Origin of the sequence: Paenibacillus sp. FSL R7-277 (assembly GCF_000517965.1) — a bacterium.
Classification (GTDB): Bacteria; Bacillota; Bacilli; order Paenibacillales; family Paenibacillaceae; genus Paenibacillus_AQ; species Paenibacillus_AQ silagei.
In genome coordinates this window covers 321,130-340,695 of record NZ_ASPX01000115.1, presented here as the reverse complement: position 1 = coordinate 340,695, position 19,566 = coordinate 321,130, and the positions used below count along the sequence as shown (strand labels likewise).

Sequence of the window (19,566 nt, the reverse complement as noted above, 5' to 3'; positions counted from 1 at the left end):
CTTGTACTTATGCTTTATGCCTATCATCTATCATTTCTTGAGAATCCCGAATAAGAGAATAGCCACCCCGCAGCCAATCCAGCCGAGCTTCCCCCAGGACAGCTGCTCTGCCATCCCTGTAAGGCCCACAGCCGTGGTCAGAATGAGAATCGTAGGGCCGACAAGCGCCAGTCCCGAATTGACAGCCAGTGCCTTATCCACCTGATTCAGCTTCAGCATAATCAAAGCCGCCGCAATCTCTACACTGCCAGACAGCAGCCGCAGGGCCGACATCCAGCTTACATACTTGTCCAAATATCCCATCTCCCTTTTCCAAATCTATGGGCCCGCCCGCCATTTCACTGCAAATCAAACAAGCTGTTATCCATGGATATGCGGAAGGGGGCGACTTTAGACAAGAAGAAATGGGGATACTAGCACAGATTTCAGGAGGTGTGAAAGATATCATAGTGCCGCCCTCCATAAAAAAATATCATCGGTATGATAAAATTAATTTTTCCGCATCCAAAGATAACTGAGCAAAGAAGGGGATCACAATCATGCAAGTTCGTAATTTCGTAGTACCGCTTGTATCAGGAACGATAGGCCGACAGATAAAAGAGGTGGCTATTATTGTATTTTCAGCCTTTCTGGTAGCAGCCGGGCTCCGCCTGTTCCTGATTCCGCATCAGCTGCTCAGCGGCGGTGTAGCCGGGACAGCTTCCATCATCGGGTATTTGACCCATCCAAAGTATATTTCGTTGTATTATTTCGCCATCAATCTCCCGATCCTGATCTGGGGCTTCGTCGCCGTGGGCAAAAAGTACATCTGCTATAGCATGCTGTCTGTACTCTCCACCACCTGGTTCCTGAACGTGATCCCTGTGGTGAAGCTTACCAAGGACCCGATTCTGGCCAGTATCTTCGGCGGGGTGATTATTGCGGGAGGGGTTGGCTTCTCTCTGCGGGCGGGAGGATCTTCCGGGGGTTTCGACATTCTCGGCTCCATCATCACCCGCAAGCGGGATATTCCCATGGGGACGGTGCTGTTCGTTATGGACGGTCTCGTCATTCTGTGTCTGGGCTTCTTCAAAAGCTGGGATTCCGCGCTGTACGCGATGCTCTGTATCTTCGTCAAAAGCCGGGTGGTGGACATGATCCACATCCGCCATATCAAGCTGACCTGCTTCATCGTCACGAAGGAGCGCGAGAAAATGCTGAACCGGCTGACCAGTCTGCCGCACGGCATCACGGTTGTGAACGCCGAGGGCGGATACAGTCACGAAGGCAATACGATGCTGATGACCGTAACCACCCGCTATGAGCTGGCAGATCTGCGCAAGACGATTCTGGAGACCGATCCGAAATCCTTCGTTAACGTGCTGGAGACCGTGGAGATTATGGGCAGGTTCCGGCGGCTGAGCTAAGCAGGAGCGAGCTTGCTGCCACCCGCCGGAGCGTCAGGCAAGCAACATATTTTGCGGCAAAAGAAAAGAGTGCTGTTCTCCGCTTTTGCGGGTAACAGCACTCTTTTTAACTTAAGATTAAGGGAGCGGTTGTTCACTGTGTCTTTATCTTATACATAAACCGCTTTACGCTTACGCCGGCACAGAACCGGCTCATTTAGCCTTTCGTAGGCGTAATGTATTCGGTTTTTGACATACATTCAGCCCGCCTAGCCTTTTTCGGGCATGTACAGGACTTTCCCTAATCCGAAGAGGACTCCCCAGCCGCCATACGCCGAACAGGGATGCCCGCCAGCCTTCCGGCTGAAGAACATCCCCGATGTATTGTTGTAACTAACTATCCAGCGGCTTAGCGGCGGTCCTGTGGACCTCCAACGAAGGCTTGCTCTTGTGTATCCAGGTTATAGGCGGTATGCAGCGCCTGGATGATCTGCTGCAGGTTGCCGGATTCAATCACACAGGATACCTTGATCTCGGAAGTGCTCACCATCTTGATGCTCACGCCTTCATTCGAGATCACCTCGAACATTTTGGCGGCAACCCCCGGGTGGCTGACCATCCCGGCGCCGACAATCGACACCTTGACCAGACTGTCCTCGGAAGTCACTTCACGGTAAGGCAATACGCTGTGCAGCCCTTCGATGACCTCTTTGGCCTTCACAAGATCTCCAAGCGCTACAGTGAAGGAGAAGTCAGCCGTCTTGTTCTGCACTCCGCTCTGCACGATAATATCGACATCCACACCTTCATCGGCCAGCTTGCCGAATACCTGGGCGAGTACCCCCGGCACATCTGGAACTCCCAGAATACTGATCCGGGCCACATTTTTATCATAGGCAATTCCGCTAACTACTACACCTTGCTCCATGCTTGCTTCCTCCTTCACCACAGTACCTTCATTATGGTTAAAGCTTGATCTTACGACCAGCTTCACTTGATATCGTTTGGCATATTCCACGGCACGCGGATGCAGCACGGCTGCCCCGAGATTCGCCAGCTCCAGCATCTCGTCATAGGAGATTTCCTTCAGCTTGCGCGCCGTCTTCACAATCCGCGGGTCAGTAGAGTAGATTCCGTCTACATCGGTATAAATCTCGCAGACATCCGCCTTGATGGCTGCAGCCAGCGCAACCGCTGTCGTATCTGAGCCTCCGCGGCCCAGCGTAGTGATCTCGCCATCCAGCGTCATGCCCTGGAAGCCGGCTACAATCACAATCTGCTCCCGCTCCAGCGACTCCAGCACCCGGCGCGGGACAATCTCACTGATCCGTGCCCGGCCGTGGGTCTCATCGGTGCGGAACCCGGCCTGCCAGCCTGTATAGGATACGGCATTCCGGCCGATCCCGTGAAGCGCGATCGACAGAAGCGCTACGGAGATTTGCTCCCCTGTAGTCATCAGCATATCCATCTCGCGTGCGGGGGGCTGACCGTTCAGCTGATTCGCCTGATCGATCAGATCATCTGTGGTATCTCCCATAGCGGAGACCACCACAACGCAGCGATGTCCTTCATCCTGCTTGGCTGCGATCCGCCCGGCGACCCGCTTCATACGTTCAATGTCGCCGACGGAGCTGCCCCCGAATTTCATGACATAAAGTGACAAAGTTCCATTCACTCCCTATTTCGCTCTAAAGTAGCTTAAATTTTGGTTAATGCTTTAACACAGTATAATACGAAAATCATAACATGCGTTAATGGTTTCACAAAATAAAATGCCCATTTTTGATGAACCCGGCCTTAACCCCGAACCCGTACGGCCGGAATCAGGTGCACTAATGCTCCTCATTCGCTCATCCAGCCCGCTTCGGCCCAATTCAGGGGCACTAATGCTCCTTATTACTCACCTACACACCACATTCAGCCCCACCGGAGACGTCCGTCAGAGGGATTTATCCCTTTGATTCCCAATAATGGCGTACGCTTTCTGCAAATCAGAGGGATTTATCCCTTTCATCATTTTCATCCCCTTTCCCTTCACTTCTTCCCTCTCTCCCAGCCTGACACAGCAAAAAGACCTCCGCCGCATCAAGCGGGGAGGCCCTCAAGTTACATCCGAAATCCAAAAAGGCTCTACGCGCGGGAGATATATTTACCTTCGCGGGTATCGACCAGAAGAACATCTCCTTCATTGATGAACAGCGGTACCTGGACCGTATGACCGGTCTCCAGAACAGCGGCTTTGGTCGCGCCTTGAGCCGTGTTGCCCTTCACGCCCGGTTCGGTCTCAGTTACCTTCAGCTCTACGCTGGTCGGCAGGTTGATCCCGAGGATTTCGCCCTGGTAGCTGACGATATTCACGGTCATGTTCTCTCTGAGGAAGTTAAGCTCCCATTCAAGCTGCTTGGCTGTCAATTCGAACTGGTCATAAGTCTCGTTGTCCATGAACACATGTTCAGAGCCGCTTGCATACAGGTACTGTACGCCACGGTTCTCGATGATGGCGCGGCCAATGGTTTCACCGGCACGGAACGTGCGCTCAACCGTATTTCCGTTACGCAGGTTCTTCAGCTTGGAGCGGACGAAGGCTGCGCCTTTACCCGGCTTCACGTGCTGGAAATCTAGGACGGTGAAGATGTCCCCTTCTACTTCTACGGTCAGGCCTGTCTTAAAATCGTTAACTGAAATCACAAAAAATCCCTCCTGGAATCCATAAATGAACTGAATGATAGTGTCTTACAGTACCAAATAATCCTTCGATGAATGTGTCAGCAGCGTGATGCCGCTCTCGGTAATGACAATATCATCTTCAATCCGTACGCCGCCAAGGCCCGAGAGATAGATTCCCGGTTCTACAGTGACAACCATCCCCGGCTGGATGACTTCATCTGCCAGCTTGGACAAGCGCGGCCATTCATGTACTTCCATCCCGAGACCATGGCCTGTGCTGTGGCCGAAGTATTCACCATACCCGTAGCGGGTGATGATATCTCGGGCCAGGGCATCACATTCACGGCCGGTCATGCCGGGCTTGATATGCGCCAGCGTATGAAGCTGCGCTTCAAGCACAATATCGTAGATCTCCTTCAGCTTAGGGTCCGGTGATCCCAGAGCAATCGTGCGGGTCACATCGGAGCAGTAACCGTCCAGGAGCGCGCCGAAATCGAAGGTGACGAATTCGTTGTTCCCGATAACCTTGCTGCTCGCTACACCATGCGGCATAGCTGAACGCTCACCGGAAGCGACGATTGTATCGAACGAAGACGAAGTTGCGCCATGCGTACGCATGTAGAATTCCATTTCCAGATCGACATCGCGTTCCGTCATACCCGGCTTGATCACATTCAGGATATGACTGAAGGTGGCGTCTGCCAGATCGGCAGCCCGCTGCATCACAGCCAGCTCTTCCTCGTCCTTGAACATGCGCAGGTTCTCAACAGCCTTCGATACCGGTACCATGGCTGCCGGGGCAAGAGCCTCCGCATAAGCGGTGTACGCACTGAAGGTCACATCATCCTGCTCGAAGCCGACACGGACTTGTCCGCCCTTCGGCAGCAGTTCCCGCACGGTGTCAATGAATTTCGAGTCATGCTGTACCACCTTGAGGCCATTCACCTGTTCCGAGGCCTGTGTCATATACCGGAAGTCCGTCAGCAGATAACTGTCATCACCGGTAACCAGTACGTACCCGGAGGAGCCGGTGAACCCACTCAAATAGCGGCGGTTATATCCGCTGGTAATTAACATCGCATCCAGTCCCAGTTCCTGCAGAACCTTACGCAGCTTGGAGACGCGCTTGTTGCCCATTTTCATTCTCCTCTCGAAATAGCCACATTGTATTTTACCATAGCGGCAGGCCAACTGAGAAGTTTTTTCGAAGGGCCTAGGCCAGCTTCGTCTGCTGTTCGCGTTTGCGTTCATCCGTATACTCGATTGCCGCTGTATATCCGATGAATAATCCCCAGAGCAGGAAGAGACAGAATTCGCTGATCACCGTGTCCCACGGCAGCTTGAACGGCGGCTGGAGCAGGAATAAGCGCGAGCAAGCCAGGAACAGGACCGACCACCACAGCACCCCGTATATCATCCCAGGCCAAGGTCCGTTAAGCTTCCGGAGAATAAACACGTAGATCAGGGAAGCTAATACGGAGAGTACAATGAAGCATAAATATCCGAGCAGATGCCCGGCAGGGGTCAGCAGAAATTCATGCTTGAAAAAAGGCTCCGCCAAAAATCCCGGAATGACCTTAGTGAAGTGCAGAACATACATCAGCCAGTGCAACCCTCCCCAGATTAAACCGGCGAAATAACCCAGTTCAATGGAGAAATAAAAAGGATTCGTCTGGACGCTCTTGTGCTTGCTTGAAGAACTCATAGAGCTCCCTCTCTTTCGGTATGGGGTTAATCCGGTTTCCACTCCGCTCTCTACAGCTAGTATGTACAGCTAACGGCAATCCAACTAGTAATGTGTTTAAAAATTAGTTACAATGTATTATATAAATCATATCAATATACGGGAAGGTGAATTGGTTGTCCCAGGAAACTCCCAGTTACGGCGGCCAAGCCGTCATCGAAGGCGTCATGTTCGGCGGCAAGCATGTCAACGTAACAGCCGTAAGACGAAAGAATCAGGAGATTACATTTTTGGAGGTGCCGAAGAGCGATAAGAGCTGGGTCCTTAAACTGCGCAAGATTCCACTGCTTCGCGGCATTGTCAGTATTATAGATTCCAGCGCCAAAGGCTCGAAGCATCTGAACTATTCGGCAGAATCCTATGCCGAGGATGAGACGGAGCCGGAAGAGCTTGCCAAGCAGCAGGCGAAGAACAAGAAGAAGGACGAAGGTTGGAGCCTCGGAATGATCTTCGGCGTAGCTATAATGGGGATTCTGTCTTTCCTGTTCGGTAAGCTGATTTTCACGCTGGTCCCGGTATTCGTAGAAGATTTTTTGTTCAAAAATGTATTTGACAACTATATTCTGCACAACCTTGTGGAAGGCGGCATCAAGCTGATTCTCCTGCTCGTCTATCTCTGGGCGATCTCGCAGACGCCAGTGATCAAGCGGCTCTTCCAATATCACGGAGCTGAGCACAAGGTCATCAGCGCCTTTGAAGCCGGTGAAGAGCTGACCGTAGCGAACGTACAGAAATACAGCCGTCTGCATTACCGCTGCGGAAGCAGCTTCATGATGCTGACGATTATCCTCGGTGTAATTATCTACTCGGTCGTCCCGTGGGATTCCCTGATGGAACGGGTGCTTCAGCGTATCGTTCTTTTACCGGTGGTCATCGGAATCTCGTTCGAGGTACTGAAGGGCACGAATGCGGTAAGAGATATTCCCGGCCTTAAGTATTTGGGATACCCAGGCCTGTGGCTGCAGCTGTTGACTACCAAGGAACCTAAGGACGATATGGTAGAGGTGTCGATCGCTTCCTTCAACCGGATGCGGGAGCTGGACGCTGCAATTGAAGCAAAAGGATATTCGGAGGCAAGTGTGTCAGGCGGCATTTTGGATCCTGCGAAAGGATGATTAGCCAATGATCAGACATGCTTTGATATTTTGGATTACGACAGCTCTTGCCGTATGGGGCCTGATGGTAGATATTATGGCACGCGGCCTGATGGCCCTGTCCATCTTCATCTTACCCCTGATTCTGTTGGGACTGTTGTATTACGCCTACAAGGTAGCCCCCGGCAGAATGGGAGGCGGACCCGGACGTCCGCGCACTAAGGTTAAGCCTTCGGCCAAGACGATGTCCAAGGTTGCCGGCATCCGCAAGACCACTGGCTCACCAGGCAAGCGCAAAAGCTATCCCTTCCAGGTCATCGAAGGCAGTAAGGGTAAGAATGACGATCAGTTGCCCAAATATCACTGAATACTGAATGTAACGAAGCAGAGCTGCAAAAGGCATCCCCACGTGATTTCATCACGTGGGGATGCCTTTTTTCTGGTAAGATAAGAATTTATATGTTGTGGCTTAGTTACCGCCTTGGAGCAGCGGGCTGAAGGATTGCCCTCCTGGTGTAGGACGGCGGTGCCGGACGATAGTTAGCGAAAAACTCTTCTCCGGCTGCGATGCCCGCCGTATACAAGGCGTCCGTCTGTGCCTGCGTGATATGAAACTCGGTGGTGGAGATGCCCAGCGTAGGGATTTTGACCGTACGAACGAATTTATCCGTCTCAATATACCGTTCATCATGCGCGGAGAGCATTGTCTCCACCATCGCCTCCAGCATGCTGAACGGCCCTGTAATATGATGCGGCTGCGGAGCTGTCTTCCCAATCAGCTGATAGCCTATGGTTGGTGTCCTGCGCAGCGGTGAGAGGAAGCCGTCCTTCTTCTCATCGAACAGCCAGAGCGGAAAATTACTCAGCACTCCCCCGTCCACCATATAGACCAGCTGCCCGCTGAACGATTTCCCCCGGGCCGCCTCTCCGGCCAGCCGCAGGATCACCGGATCGAAGAAATACGGAATGCTGCAGCTCATCCGCACCGCCTTGGCAACTTCGAAGCTGTCAGGCTCGATCCCGTACAGCACCAGATCATCTGGCAGCACCACAATCCGCCCGTTGGTGATATCTGATGTAATCACCCGCAGCTTGCCGCGCGGCAGATCCCGGAACGTAACAACCCCCTGCTCCAGCAGCAGGTTGCGTATCCACGCTTCCAGCGCCTGGCCTGAGTACAGCCCCTTCTTGAGCAGCACACGCAAGGCCGGCCCAACGAAGGCGGTGTTGTAGAGCGCTCCCCGCTTCAGGAAGGAGGTGAACGGTGTACGCCGGATAATCCGGCTCATGGTCTCTCCGCTGTACCCCGCTGCCAACAACGAGGCAATGATCGAACCGGAAGAGGTTCCTGCTACCCGCCCGAAGGTACGGCCCGCGCGTTCCGTCGCCTCCACCGCACCTGCCAAGGCAATTCCTTTGACTCCCCCGCCTTCAAATACCGCGTTAATCTCCATACATGGCAAACCCCCGTTCCATAGAATGTATTGTTATCTATGAGCACGGGGGACTATTCATGACTTAACTCTTGAAATAGAAGCTGAGCAGACTGGCTAGCCCGTACGGGTCACGGACCACAATATCATTCGCCCGGAACAGGATGCTGCCAGCCACCTCATCGTATTTCTCATTATATTTGAGCTGGTTGATAATCTGATCTCCGCTCTGCCATTCCGCAGTCTGTTTGGTATCCCCTACCTTGTAGGAGGCAAGACCGATATACAGCTTAACCTTCGTTCCCTTAACCTCGTTCACCCACCAGTCCACCAGCTTATCATAACGGGCGGCGCTGAAGGAGAGGCTCCAATAGACCTGCGGGGCAACATAATCGATCCAGCCGCTCTGAATCCAGGTGCGCACATCCGCATACATGTCATCATAGGCTGACACCCCTGCTGTAGTATCTGAGCCGGTGCTGTCCGCTTTTTTGTTGCGCCATACCCCGAACGGGCTGACCCCGTAAGAGACGGACGGCTTCGCTGCATGAATCTCCTGCCCCAGCTGACGGATGAACTGGTTGATATTATCCCGCCGCCAGTTGCCTTTGCTGCTAATCCCTTGTGTATTGAAGGTCTTGAAGGCCGTATCATCGGCAAAAGCTACATTGGACGGATAGAAATAATCATCCAGATGTACTCCGTCGATATCATACCCTCTGACCACCTCCATCACCGTGTCAATAATATGCTGCCGAGCTTCCGGAATTCCCGGGTTTATGTACAGCTTGTTCTCCGCCTTGACGATCCAATCCGGATGAAGCTTGGCTACATGGTTAGGGGCTAGACTGCTGGTAGAAGCGTCTGTCGTAGCCCGGAACGGATTGAACCAGGCGTGCAGTTGCATTCCCCGGCTGTGGGCACTGCTAACCATATAGGCCAGCGGGTCGTAGCCGGGCTCCTTACCCTGAGTCCCGCTAAGCACCTTGGACCAGGGCACGATCTGAGAAGGATAAAGTGCATCTCCAGACGGTCTGACCTGGACGAATACACTATTGAATCCGGCCGCCTTCAGCTTGTCCAGCAGGCTGTCGAACTCCTTTTTCTGCTTGTCGGGATTGCCTGCCGAAGACGTTGAGGGCCAATCCAGATTATACACGGTGGATACCCAGGCGCCCTTCATCGCCTTACTGGTCTTGGCACCAGGAATGGAAGGTACGGTTGGTGACGGTACCGTTGGTATTGGCACAGATGGCGTAGGTACAGTTGGTGTAGGCACTGACGGAACTGTCGGCGTCACAGGTGTAGAAGGGCCGCCGATCTCCATGCCGGAATATAAGGAGATATGCTTCGTAGCCTGATCCCAGAGTACTTGAAGCCCAAGCTGCTCGCTTACAAACCGCAGCGGCACCATGACCCGGCCCTGTGTGATCTGGACAGAAGTATCCAGACGGACGGCTGTACCGTTAACGATAGCACTTGTTTTGCCGCTGGTCAGCTGCAGTACATTATTATCCTTGCTTATGGTTGCTGTCTTACTGGCCTGATCCCATTTCACACCGGCCCCCAGTCCCTGGCTAATCACTCCAGCCGGCACCATCGTAACATTAGTACGTGTAATATACGGCGGCACATCCGGGTTCAGCGTCTCCCCATCCAGTTCAATGGTGATTTGCACAGAAGCTGCGCGCACACCCGGCGTCCACACAGGCAGACATAGCATAATCACGAGCAATCCTACGATCCATTTACGGTAATTCATAATTCCTCCCAGGTCTTGAAGTTGTATAGACAAAAAAATAGCCCTCTCGTCCTTGGGTCAGGGAGAAGGCCGTTCTTTTGTAAACGGAATCCTTCCTTAGTGAAAAAGGAACGGTATCCGTTTTGACGTAAAAAAACTGGAAAGGTTGCGCTAATCAAACAAAAAAAGCCACGTTTATGAATCGCTGGCTATCTCATGGTGAATATCGTACAAGGTCTGCACACGCGCTTCATCCCGGCGGAAATACTCCACCAGCGTTTCGATCCGGGTGATGGAATCCCAGCTCAAGTGATGCTCGATGCCTTCAACATCCTTATAAATATGCTCTTGCTGTACCCCAATAATCCCGAGGAACTCCTCCAGCAGCTGATGGCGGTCCACAAGACGTTTCCCCACTTTTTTTCCTTTGCTTGTTAGGACAAGCCCACGATATTTCTCATAGATGAGATATTCGTCCTTATCCAGTTTTTGGATCATCTTGGTCACAGAGGAGGGATGGACTTCCAGCCCCTCGGCAATATCCGAGACCCGCGCATAACCCTTCTCGTCGATGAGCTTATATATGCGCTCCAAATAATCCTCCATGCTGGGTGTTGGCATTCTAGCTTACCTCTTTTCTATAATGAGCGTAACGGTGGGACCGGGCCTTGCTCTAACAATGATACATGCTTCTGCCGCTCCTTGGCAAGTCCTGCCGGTCATCCGCTTCCCCGCTTAGTGATGTTTACCATGATTCCATTCGCCTACGGATTGGCACAATAACGGTATCCTCATCCCTAAGGAGCGTGAAATTATGAGCATAGTCACACCCGAACGCCCTCCTGCCAAAAGAACGCGCAAGCCTACCGGCCTGTTCATCCCAGAGCTTGTCTTCTTTGAACCTGATGCGCTGAATTATCCCAAAGGGGAGCGGATTATGGAATGGGTAAAGTCCCGCAATATTCCCTACCGCATGACCACCTCGCATAACCGGATTACCAATCTGCCGGGCGAGACAGAAGTCGAGCAATACAAAATCGCCAAACGGACGCTTGTGGTCGGCTTGCGCAAGACGCTCACTTTTGACCAGTCGAAGCCGTCAGCCGATTATGCGATTCCCATTGCCACCGGGTGCATGGGCCACTGCCATTATTGTTACCTGCAGACTACGCTTGGAGCGAAGCCCTACATCCGTGTCTATGTCAACACCGGGGACATCATCGATGCCGCCAAAAAATACATCACCGAGCGTTCCCCGGAAATCACGACGTTCGAAGCGGCCTGTACCTCAGATCCGCTCGGCCTTGAGCATATTACCGGCTCGCTGACGGAACTGATCGAATTCATGGCGGAGGAGCCGCTCGGGCGGCTGCGCTTCGTGACCAAATACCAGCATGTCGAGCCGCTGCTTAAGCTGAAGCATAACGGTCATACCCGTGTACGTTTCAGCGTGAATGCCGACTATGTGATCAAGAACTTCGAGCCGGCCACCTCACGCTTCGAGGAACGGATTGAGGCCGCCGGACAGATCGCCCGTGCCGGGTATCCGCTGGGCTTCATCATTGCCCCTATTATCTGGCATGACGGCTGGGAAGAAGGCTACAGCGAGCTATTAGAGAAGCTGGCGCATGCCCTGCCGCCGGGGATTGGCCAAGGGCTGACCTTTGAAATGATCCAGCACCGCTTCACCAAGACGGCCAAGACCGTCATCGAGAAGCGTTATCCGAAGTCGAAGCTGGAGATGGACATCGAGAAGCGCAAGAAGAAATGGGGCAAATGGGGACAGAACAAATATGTCTACCCGGACGAACAACAAACCGCCCTGCGCGAATTCATCACAGAGCGGATTTTTGAACATTTTCCGGAAGCGGCTATTGATTATTTCACTTAAGCTTAGAAAATTAGCCAGCGCGGCGTGATGCCCTGCAGCCAAATCGTAATGCGGAACATCTGGTCGGTGAACAGCAGGATGCCCATGAATACCATCAGCCCGCCGCCCAGCTTCATCAGCAGGTTGGAGTATTTCAGGATCTTGCGCGCCCCGCCCAGGAAAAAGGCCAGTCCGAAGAACGGCAGTGCAAAGCCGATACTATATGCCGTAATCATCATGAACCACGTTCCCGGATCACTGGCCGACAGCGCGATAATGGCTGTTAGAATCGGGCCGATACAGGGCGACCAGCCTGCTGAGAACCCGATGCCGAAGATGAAAGAGCCCAGGTACCCGGCAGGCTTCCATCTCAGCTCCAGCTTGCGTTCCCGGAGCAGGAACTGCGGCTGGAATACCCCCAACAGGAAGAGACCCATGACAATAATAAGGATCGCCGATAATTGACGGATCAGATCCCGCTGGCCGTTGAAGAATTCACCGAACAAGCCGGCTCCAAAGCCAAGCGTATAGAACACTGCCGAGAAGCCAAGAATGAACGCCAGCGTATGCGAAAGGGTCCGGAGACGGACCTCTTTGCTGTTGCTGCCGCTCTTCAGCTCCTGCACTGATAAGCCGGTAATATAAGATAGATAAGAAGGATAGAGCGGCAGGCAGCAAGGCGATATGAATGACGCCACTCCGGCGGCAAAAGCGATTCCTGCATTCAGGTTGGACACGGGCGCATCTCCTTCCATAGTCGGGGTCACTCGGGTCACTTCATGTAGCAGCAGTACAGATACAGTTATGTAGTTGGTGCTAAGGGCGGCCGGTTATACGCTTGTTTGTTAGGCTGGCAGCCCTTTTTTGCCGATGAGAGTTAGGGTCAATAGTGCAATTAACAGCAGAACAATCGTTGCTCCAGGAGCCAGATTCCATACTCCAGCAATGACCAGTCCGCCAATAACGGCAATCTCGGCAATCGCCACGGACAGAATAACCGAAGACTTGAAGCTCCGTGACAGCAGCAGGCTGATCGCTACAGGAATGGTCAACAGCGCAGAGACCAGCAGCGAGCCCACAATCTTGATCGCCGTACTAATCACCAGAGCCGTTAACACCGTAATCAGCATATTGAGCAGCTTCACCGGAAGTCCGCTAACACTGGCTGCATCCTCCTCGAAGCTGAGCAGGAAGAATTCCTTGAAGAATAAGGTTACGACGACCACAACGGCAATCGTTACGATTCCCACCACGATAAGATCAGTAGTATTGAGCGTATAGATGCTGCCGAACAGATAGCTCATTACATCTGCATTATACCCTTTGCCCAGGGTGAAAAAAAGGGAGGCCAGCGCTACACCGCCCGACATGATGATGGCAATGGACAGCTCGGCGTAGCTTTTATAGGCTTTGCGCAGCTTCTCAATCGCAAATGAGGCCACAACCGCAAAGACCAGCCCCGCCCCGAGCGGATAAAAACCCGTCAGAAAGCCCAGCGCTACCCCGGCAATCGTAACATGCGCCAGCGTATCTCCGATCATAGACAGACGCCGCAGCACCAGAAAAACGCCGATCAGCGGCGCCGTAATGCCAATCATCAGCCCGCCGGCCAGCGCCCGCTGGAAAAAATCACTATACAGGATTTCCAAGATGTATATCTCCTTTACAATTATAAAACCTTTTTCGAAACCTTTTTCGAAACCTTTTTCGAAACCTTTTTCGAAACCCTTTTCGATCCCTCCCAAACCCTCCCTTCGCCAAGGGAGGGCCCCAAGGGCTCTGCCCTCTGGACACCCGCTAAGTGCAATTGGCGTGGGAGGAGGGGTTGTCGCAGCTTAGGGACGTTGGTGAAAAGAGCGCTTTTCCTCCCTGCGGGATACGCTTTACAGCAGGCGGGATTTACTTACGTCCCAAGACTTTCACCTCATATATTTGACCTGCTGGCCTCAGTAATCAGAGATAAGTGTAGTCTGTGCAACTAAAAACAGTAAAACGGAAGGCTTTCCTCTTCTAATTGTATTCTGTACAACTATATTTGCCCGGATGGCCGAAAATCCAGGTACGAAGGCATTTTAATTGTACGAAATACATCAAAACAGAGATTTGGCGGCGCATCTGACGATTTAGTTGTACGAATTGCAATTAACCCACCCTTTCCCCCTAATCTGGGCACGGCAACCCTCAGCAAGCGAGAGTTAAAAGTAATCCTCACACGTTTAAAACTGATTGCAGAATGTACAACAGAACTATCACTTTTGAGCGTATAATCAGATTCTGTTGTATTTCGTACAATTGATATTGGCAGAAAGGCTGGAAAAAGGTCCATTTCAAAAAATCTAATGTACAAACTGCAACAGAAGAGCAAAAAGGGCAGAAATTCGTGCAATCGATGTACAAAGTACAATAGGCTGCGGTTCGAGCAGTAAAACCGTTAAATGATCAGGGTAACTATCCTCTTATCAGCCAATCTCAACGATCAGGACAACGTATGCTGCAGGTTATCCACAGCACAGTCCTGCACATCATGCGAGTGGCGGCAATAGAAGTTGATTTTACCGTTCTTCTGGACCGGCTCGCTGCCCAGGTAATTCTTCATCATGTCGATATCATGCGAGACCATCAGGAAGGTCATATGATGATGGGCATGCATGTGCATGATCAGCTCGAAGAAGCCGGCCTGGGTCTCGGCGTCAATGCCGACAGTAGGCTCATCCAGAATCAGCAGATCCGGGTGGTTGATCAGCGCACGGGCCAGGAAGACACGCTGCTGCTGGCCGCCGGACAGCTGGCCGACTCTTTTCTCGGCAATATCCTGAATCCGCATCACTTCAAGCGCATCCTCACACTGCCGGTGCTGGGCCTTCGAGACCCGCCGGATCAGGTTCTTGTTGTTATACAGGCCGGACAATACGACCTCACGGACGGTTGCCGGGAATAGCGGGTTGAACGCATTCTTCTGCGGCACATAGCCGATCCGCTCCCAGTCCTTGAACCTCCGCACCGGCTGGCCGAATAATTTGATTTCCCCGCTGGTGGCAGGCAGCAAACCGACAATCATCTTAAGCAGTGTCGTCTTGCCCGCACCGTTCGAGCCGAGGATACCGAGGAAATCACGTTCTTTTACCGTATAATTCAGATTCGAGATGACCTTCTGTTCCCCGTAGGAGAAGGACAAATCCTGTATTTCGATCATATGCTGATGGCAGTCCAGGGATACCGGTTGCATGTGAAGTACCGCCTTTCACTTATACTTTCCTTATTATTGTAAGGCCAGAATGAGATTTTGCAAATTTTTCTCCATTAAGGTGAAATAATTGTCCCCGTTCTTCTGCTGGGCCTCGGTCAGCCCTTCTACCGGATTCAGCACCATCGTGGATACACCGGTCTCACTTGCCAGTGTCTTAGCCAGCTTATCAGATACAAGCTCCTCGAAGAAAATATAACGGATGCCCTCTGCCTTAACCAGCGCCGCCAGCTTCACCAGATCCTGCCCGCGCGGCTCAGCGTCCGGCGACAGCCCCATTATGGCATGCTGTGACAGTCCATAATCACGCGCCAGATACGAGAATGCCTGATGAGATACGACAATCTCCTTGCCCGGCAGATTGCCCAGCTCTTCGGTGAACTTCAGATCCAGCGCGCTCAGGCGGTCCGCCAGCTTCTGGTAGCGCTCCTCATAGGCTTCAGTATGCGCAGGATCAACGGATTGAAGACTATCCTTGATATTCTTGGCCATCACAAGCGCCGACTTCGGGCTTACCCAGGTATGCGGGTCCGTGTGCAGGCTGTCGCCATGCCCGTCTGCTTCAGCCTCTTCACCTTCATGGCCGTGATCATGCCCATCGTCTTCATCGGTTGTAATTAGCTTCACTCCTTGGCTAACCTCTACAGCCTTGGTCTTACTGTCACCATCGAGGCTCTTGAGGAAATTGGGAACCCAACCCTCCAGCCCGGCTCCGTTATAGAGGAACAGCTGCGCCTTGGAGGTAGCGATGATATCCTGGCTGCGCGGGGTCCAGTCATGCGGCTCTACCCCTACAGGAAGCAGGTTGATAACATTGGCATCTTCGCCGCCGATTTCGGCAGTGAATTCATATATAGGATAAAAAGTAGTTATAACGTTCACTTTTCCTTCCACAATGCTTCCGTTGCTCTTCGGTCCGCATGCGGCCAGCGACAGCGTAAGCAACAGGACAGCGGCGAGCAGCAGCCCTTTTTGCAAGCTTTTTGTAACCATTTCTCTATCGACCCCTTAAATCGTAAAATTTACTATCAGAATTATAATAGTAATCGTTACGATAAGTCAACTCCGATCTGCATTTCGTAGTCTGCAAGCTGCCTTCTACCCGGTTATCTTGGAGCAAAAAGAAGCAATCCCCGCTGCCTGTGGCCTGCGGAGATTGCTGTACGGTCATTATGCGGATGCTCTTGGCATCCTTATTTCACAATCGCTCCGTTCGGCATGCTGTCCGGCACGGTAGCGATAGTCAGCTGCTCGCCCTTGGAAGCGGCCAGGATCATGCCCTGCGACAGTTCACCGCGCAGCTTCACCGGCTTCAGGTTCACAATGCAGATCACCTTGCGGCCCACCAGCTCCTCCGGTGTGTAGAACTTTGCAATGCCGGATACCACTTGGCGCTGCTCATAACCAAGATCCAGCTGCAGCTTCAGCAGCTTATCCGCTTTCTTCACCGGCTCGCAGGCGATGACCTGGGCTACACGCAGCTCCGCCTTGGCGAAATCGTCGATGCCGATTTCTTCCTTATGCTCCTCTTCCTCCGGATCGGCAGCCGCCGCCTCCGGAGTCACAGCAACCGCTGCCGGCGCCGCCTCTGCAGCGGCCGGCTTCCCGGCTCCCATCGCTTCGGCGATGTACGCTACTTCCTGCGCCACATCCAGGCGCGGGAAGATCGGGTCGCCCTTCACCAGCTTAGTACCTGCTGGAATCAGGCCAAAGGACCTGCCGCTCTCCCAGGTGGTCAGCTCGCCCGGCTGAATGCCCAGCTGCTCCCAAATCTTCGCCGGAGCGCCGGTCAGGAACGGCTGAAGCAGAATGGACGCGGTGCGCAGTCCCTCGACCAAATGTCTCATCACCGAAGCCAGCTCCCCGCTGCGGCTCTCGTCCTTGGCGAGTACCCAAGGCTGGGTCTCGTCAATGTATTTGTTCGTCCGGCTGATCAGCGCGCCGATGGCAGTCAGAGCTACGGAGAATTCCATCTTCTCCATCGCTTCTTCCACCTTGGCGTAAGTGCTCTGCACCATTGCCTCAAGCTCACCGTCAAATGCGGTAACCTGCCCCGCATAAGCCGGAAGCTCGCCGCCGAAGTATTTCTCCACCATCGCCCCCGTCCGGTTCAGCAGGTTACCAAGATCATTGGCCAGATCGTAGTTAATCCGGTCCACGAAGCTCTCCGGCGTGAAGGTTCCGTCCGAGCCGAAGGGAACCTCGCGCAGCAGATAATAGCGCAGGGCATCCAGACCGTAGCGGTCAATCAGCGTCACCGGATCAACCACATTGCCCTTGGATTTGGACATCTTGCCGTCCTTCATCAACAGCCAGCCATGTGCGAATACCTTCTTCGGCAGCGGTTCGCCGAGCGCCATCAGAATAATCGGCCAGTAGATCGTATGGAAGCGGACAATTTCCTTCCCGACGATGTGTACATCTGCAGGCCAGTACTTGTCATACAGGCTGCGGTCCTCCGAGCCATAGCCAAGGGCCGTAATGTAGTTAGTAAGGGCATCGATCCATACATAGACTACATGCTTCTCGTCGCCTTTTACCTTAACACCCCAGTCAAAAGTCGTACGGGATACAGCCAGATCCTCCAGACCCGGCTTGATGAAGTTGTTAATCATCTCGTTCTTACGGGATTCCGGCAGGATAAACTCCGGGTTCTCTTCGTAGAACTTCAGCAGGCGGTCAGCATACTTGCTCATGCGGAAGAAGTAGCTCTCCTCCTTGACCAGCTCCACCGGATGACCGCTGTCTGGACTTTTTCCTCCGGTAATCTTGCCGGCAGCATCTCGTTCAATATCCACCAGTTGGGTCTCGGTGTAGAAGGTCTCATCCGAAATACAGTACCAGCCTTCGTACTCCCCTTTGTAGATATCCCCCTTCTTCAGCAGGCGGTCAAAAATATCCGCAACCACCTTCTTATGGCGCTCCTCCGTGGTACGGATGAAATCATCATTCGAGATGTCCAGCTTCTTCCACAGATCCTTAATGCCGACTACAATCCCGTCCACGAACTCCTGAGGGGTCTTCCCGGCCTTCCCGGCCTTCTCTTCAATCTTCTGCCCATGCTCGTCCGTTCCGGTCAGATAGCGCACCTCATAGCCGCGCAGCCGCTTGTAGCGGGCCATCGCATCACCGGCTACCGTAGAATACGCATGCCCGATATGCAGCTTGTCGCTCGGATAATAGATCGGTGTTGTCAGATAAAAGGTTTTGTTCTCACTCATTACTTCATCATCCCTTCGTTATCCCTAATCGTCCATTTCACACAAAAAACTCCCGCCCCTCTATGGGGCGAGAGTAAACTCACGCGATACCACCCAACATTCCCCGGCTCCTCACAGAGCGCAGGCTTCGTCAGTTCCTTAACGGAACTGTCCATTAACGCTGGAACACGCCGTGCGCTTACGCAGGCCCCGGCTTCAGGCCTTCTGCTCGAACACAGTTCCTCCCGGACCATATTCAATCTGGCGTCCCATACCGGCTCCCAGCAGCCCCGGCTCTCTGTAATGGTGTCCACATCTACTTATCCGTTCCTCGGAATATCACTTATTATTCAAAATATACCCATCCCGGCGGCCTGTGTCAAGTCGTATGCAGCGGCTTGTCCCCGGATGGCTGCTCTTTGCGCGGCGGTACCGGGTCAAGACCTCCCGGATGGAAGGGATGACAGCGGGCGATCCGCCTGGCAGCGAGCCAAGAACCCTTCAGCGGCCCATGGACCTCAATCGCTTCCAGCGCGTAAGCCGAACAGGTCGGGTAGAAACGGCAGGTAGCGGGCTTGAGCGGTGAAATGAACTTGCGGTAGACCCGGATAGGAGCCTGTACCGTTCTTCGTAGGTTAGCCATATTCAGCGTCCCTCTTTGCTACGTGCGGCCCCTGCCGGCTCTTCTTCTCTTCCCTGCTCACAATCCTTGCAGTAGCCGAAGACCTCGAATTTATGCTTGACCACCCGGAACTGATCCGGCGGATCGGTTAGATTCATCGGGCAGAATTGAATCGGGTACGTCTTCATACACTGCAGACAAATCATATGGTGATGATGGTGATCCTGACTGCAGCTTGCCTTGAATTTGACGCCTTCTTCAAATACAATCTGCTCCAGTACCCCCAGCTCCTCCATAACGCGCAGGTTACGGTAGACTGTATCGAAGCTCAGCCCGCTATACTTGCGGCCCATATGCTCATATACATCCTTCGCAGACAAATATCCCGTATTCTCGCCGAATAATTTGGCAAGCGTCTTGCGCTGATCGGTGATTCGCAGCCCCTGCCCCGACATGGCTTCCAGGATTTGATCTGTCGACAGCATTCGCTCATCTCCCATAACATTAGATCGTTTGTGTTGCACTCTCTTTATAATGCCCCAAAAGCACTGCCCCGTCAATAAAAG

General features: G+C 52.9%; 19 protein-coding genes. 4 read left to right on the top strand and 15 right to left on the bottom strand.

Going from position 1 to position 19,566, the window contains the following annotated elements; translation table 11 throughout:
* Positions 1-30: 30 nt before the first annotated feature.
* Positions 31-303, bottom strand: a complete 273-nt coding sequence (locus tag C173_RS29360) for a YqhV family protein (protein ID WP_036731920.1) — start codon at positions 301-303, stop codon at positions 31-33.
* Positions 304-539: 236 nt separating this feature from the next.
* Here C173_RS29360 and C173_RS29355 point away from each other — a divergent pair, with 236 nt between their 5' ends.
* A complete protein-coding gene (locus C173_RS29355; RefSeq protein ID WP_200869602.1) occupies positions 540-1,406 on the top strand; it encodes a YitT family protein in 867 nt (288 codons plus the stop codon).
* A 388-nt stretch (positions 1,407-1,794) separates the two neighbouring features.
* On the opposite strand, the gene C173_RS29350 is transcribed toward C173_RS29355, so the two are convergent.
* The 4 genes from C173_RS29350 to C173_RS29335 all read right to left on the bottom strand — a co-directional run bounded on the left by C173_RS29350 (position 1,795) and on the right by C173_RS29335 (position 5,757).
* A complete protein-coding gene (locus C173_RS29350) occupies positions 1,795-3,048 on the bottom strand; it encodes an aspartate kinase (protein ID WP_036731918.1) in 1,254 nt (417 codons plus the stop codon).
* A 467-nt stretch (positions 3,049-3,515) separates the two neighbouring features.
* The gene (gene efp, locus C173_RS29345) at positions 3,516-4,073 is read right to left on the bottom strand and encodes an elongation factor P (protein ID WP_036731916.1); all 558 of its coding nucleotides are present in this window, start codon (positions 4,071-4,073) and stop codon (positions 3,516-3,518) included.
* A gap of 45 nt (positions 4,074-4,118) precedes the next feature.
* Positions 4,119-5,189, bottom strand: a complete 1,071-nt coding sequence (locus C173_RS29340) for a M24 family metallopeptidase (protein WP_036731914.1) — start codon at positions 5,187-5,189, stop codon at positions 4,119-4,121.
* Positions 5,190-5,265: 76 nt separating this feature from the next.
* Entirely contained in the window at positions 5,266-5,757 is a 492-nt protein-coding gene (locus tag C173_RS29335) for a YqhR family membrane protein (RefSeq protein WP_036731912.1), read from the bottom strand.
* 206 nt (positions 5,758-5,963) lie between these two features.
* Between C173_RS29335 and C173_RS29330 the strand changes: the two genes are divergently transcribed.
* Complete coding sequence (locus C173_RS29330; protein ID WP_143803754.1) at positions 5,964-6,911, top strand: DUF1385 domain-containing protein; 948 nt, start codon at positions 5,964-5,966, stop codon at positions 6,909-6,911.
* A 22-nt stretch (positions 6,912-6,933) separates the two neighbouring features.
* Complete coding sequence (locus tag C173_RS29325; protein WP_235192065.1) at positions 6,934-7,257, top strand: hypothetical protein; 324 nt, start codon at positions 6,934-6,936, stop codon at positions 7,255-7,257.
* A gap of 106 nt (positions 7,258-7,363) precedes the next feature.
* Here the strand turns inward: C173_RS29325 and C173_RS29320 are convergent, their stop codons facing one another.
* From C173_RS29320 to mntR, 3 genes are all read right to left on the bottom strand, one after another.
* On the bottom strand, positions 7,364-8,344 hold the full coding sequence (locus C173_RS29320) for a patatin-like phospholipase family protein (protein WP_051478598.1): 981 nt from the start codon (positions 8,342-8,344) through the stop codon (positions 7,364-7,366).
* A 64-nt stretch (positions 8,345-8,408) separates the two neighbouring features.
* Positions 8,409-10,085: a family 10 glycosylhydrolase gene (locus tag C173_RS29315; protein WP_036731906.1), complete on the bottom strand. Its 1,677-nt coding sequence runs from the start codon at positions 10,083-10,085 to the stop codon at positions 8,409-8,411.
* 174 nt (positions 10,086-10,259) lie between these two features.
* A complete protein-coding gene (gene mntR, locus C173_RS29310) occupies positions 10,260-10,685 on the bottom strand; it encodes a transcriptional regulator MntR (RefSeq protein ID WP_036698430.1) in 426 nt (141 codons plus the stop codon).
* A gap of 199 nt (positions 10,686-10,884) precedes the next feature.
* Between mntR and splB the strand changes: the two genes are divergently transcribed.
* Entirely contained in the window at positions 10,885-11,955 is a 1,071-nt protein-coding gene (gene splB / locus C173_RS29305) for a spore photoproduct lyase (protein WP_200869605.1), read from the top strand.
* A gap of 2 nt (positions 11,956-11,957) precedes the next feature.
* On the opposite strand, the gene C173_RS29300 is transcribed toward splB, so the two are convergent.
* The 7 genes from C173_RS29300 to C173_RS29270 form a co-directional block, all read right to left on the bottom strand.
* Positions 11,958-12,689 (bottom strand): cytochrome c biogenesis CcdA family protein, encoded by a 732-nt coding sequence (locus tag C173_RS29300; protein WP_442792684.1) that lies wholly within the window; start codon positions 12,687-12,689, stop codon positions 11,958-11,960.
* A gap of 90 nt (positions 12,690-12,779) precedes the next feature.
* Positions 12,780-13,583 carry a metal ABC transporter permease gene (locus C173_RS29295; RefSeq protein ID WP_036731899.1) on the bottom strand — a complete coding sequence of 268 codons (804 nt, stop codon included), beginning with the start codon at positions 13,581-13,583 and terminating at the stop codon, positions 12,780-12,782.
* Positions 13,584-14,410: 827 nt separating this feature from the next.
* Positions 14,411-15,160 carry a metal ABC transporter ATP-binding protein gene (locus C173_RS29290; RefSeq protein WP_036731897.1) on the bottom strand — a complete coding sequence of 250 codons (750 nt, stop codon included), beginning with the start codon at positions 15,158-15,160 and terminating at the stop codon, positions 14,411-14,413.
* Between the two features lie 33 nt (positions 15,161-15,193).
* A complete protein-coding gene (locus C173_RS29285; protein WP_036731895.1) occupies positions 15,194-16,171 on the bottom strand; it encodes a metal ABC transporter solute-binding protein, Zn/Mn family in 978 nt (325 codons plus the stop codon).
* A 200-nt stretch (positions 16,172-16,371) separates the two neighbouring features.
* Positions 16,372-18,399: a methionine--tRNA ligase gene (gene metG / locus C173_RS29280; RefSeq protein WP_036731893.1), complete on the bottom strand. Its 2,028-nt coding sequence runs from the start codon at positions 18,397-18,399 to the stop codon at positions 16,372-16,374.
* A 358-nt stretch (positions 18,400-18,757) separates the two neighbouring features.
* Positions 18,758-19,021 (bottom strand): membrane protein insertion efficiency factor YidD, encoded by a 264-nt coding sequence (gene yidD, locus C173_RS29275; RefSeq protein WP_036698448.1) that lies wholly within the window; start codon positions 19,019-19,021, stop codon positions 18,758-18,760.
* Between the two features lie 2 nt (positions 19,022-19,023).
* The gene (locus C173_RS29270) at positions 19,024-19,485 is read right to left on the bottom strand and encodes a Fur family transcriptional regulator (protein WP_036731890.1); all 462 of its coding nucleotides are present in this window, start codon (positions 19,483-19,485) and stop codon (positions 19,024-19,026) included.
* Positions 19,486-19,566: the final 81 nt, after the last annotated feature.

Excerpts from the sequence above, each read along its gene's own strand:
- C173_RS29290 (WP_036731897.1), bottom strand. The coding sequence starts at position 15,160 with ATGCAACCGGTATCCCTGGACTGCCATCAGCATATGATCGAAATACAG.
- C173_RS29315 (WP_036731906.1), bottom strand. The coding sequence starts at position 10,085 with ATGAATTACCGTAAATGGATCGTAGGATTGCTCGTGATTATGCTATGT.
- C173_RS29270 (WP_036731890.1), bottom strand. The coding sequence starts at position 19,485 with ATGCTGTCGACAGATCAAATCCTGGAAGCCATGTCGGGGCAGGGGCTG.
- C173_RS29340 (WP_036731914.1), bottom strand. The coding sequence starts at position 5,189 with ATGGGCAACAAGCGCGTCTCCAAGCTGCGTAAGGTTCTGCAGGAACTG.
- yidD (WP_036698448.1), bottom strand. The coding sequence starts at position 19,021 with ATGGCTAACCTACGAAGAACGGTACAGGCTCCTATCCGGGTCTACCGC.
- C173_RS29335 (WP_036731912.1), bottom strand. The coding sequence starts at position 5,757 with ATGAGTTCTTCAAGCAAGCACAAGAGCGTCCAGACGAATCCTTTTTAT.
- C173_RS29360 (WP_036731920.1), bottom strand. The coding sequence starts at position 303 with ATGGGATATTTGGACAAGTATGTAAGCTGGATGTCGGCCCTGCGGCTG.
- C173_RS29320 (WP_051478598.1), bottom strand. The coding sequence starts at position 8,344 with ATGGAGATTAACGCGGTATTTGAAGGCGGGGGAGTCAAAGGAATTGCC.
- C173_RS29285 (WP_036731895.1), bottom strand. The coding sequence starts at position 16,171 with ATGGTTACAAAAAGCTTGCAAAAAGGGCTGCTGCTCGCCGCTGTCCTG.
- C173_RS29355 (WP_200869602.1), top strand. The coding sequence starts at position 540 with ATGCAAGTTCGTAATTTCGTAGTACCGCTTGTATCAGGAACGATAGGC.
- C173_RS29300 (WP_442792684.1), bottom strand. The coding sequence starts at position 12,689 with ATGGAAGGAGATGCGCCCGTGTCCAACCTGAATGCAGGAATCGCTTTT.
- metG (WP_036731893.1), bottom strand. The coding sequence starts at position 18,399 with ATGAGTGAGAACAAAACCTTTTATCTGACAACACCGATCTATTATCCG.
- mntR (WP_036698430.1), bottom strand. The coding sequence starts at position 10,685 with ATGCCAACACCCAGCATGGAGGATTATTTGGAGCGCATATATAAGCTC.
- C173_RS29330 (WP_143803754.1), top strand. The coding sequence starts at position 5,964 with ATGTTCGGCGGCAAGCATGTCAACGTAACAGCCGTAAGACGAAAGAAT.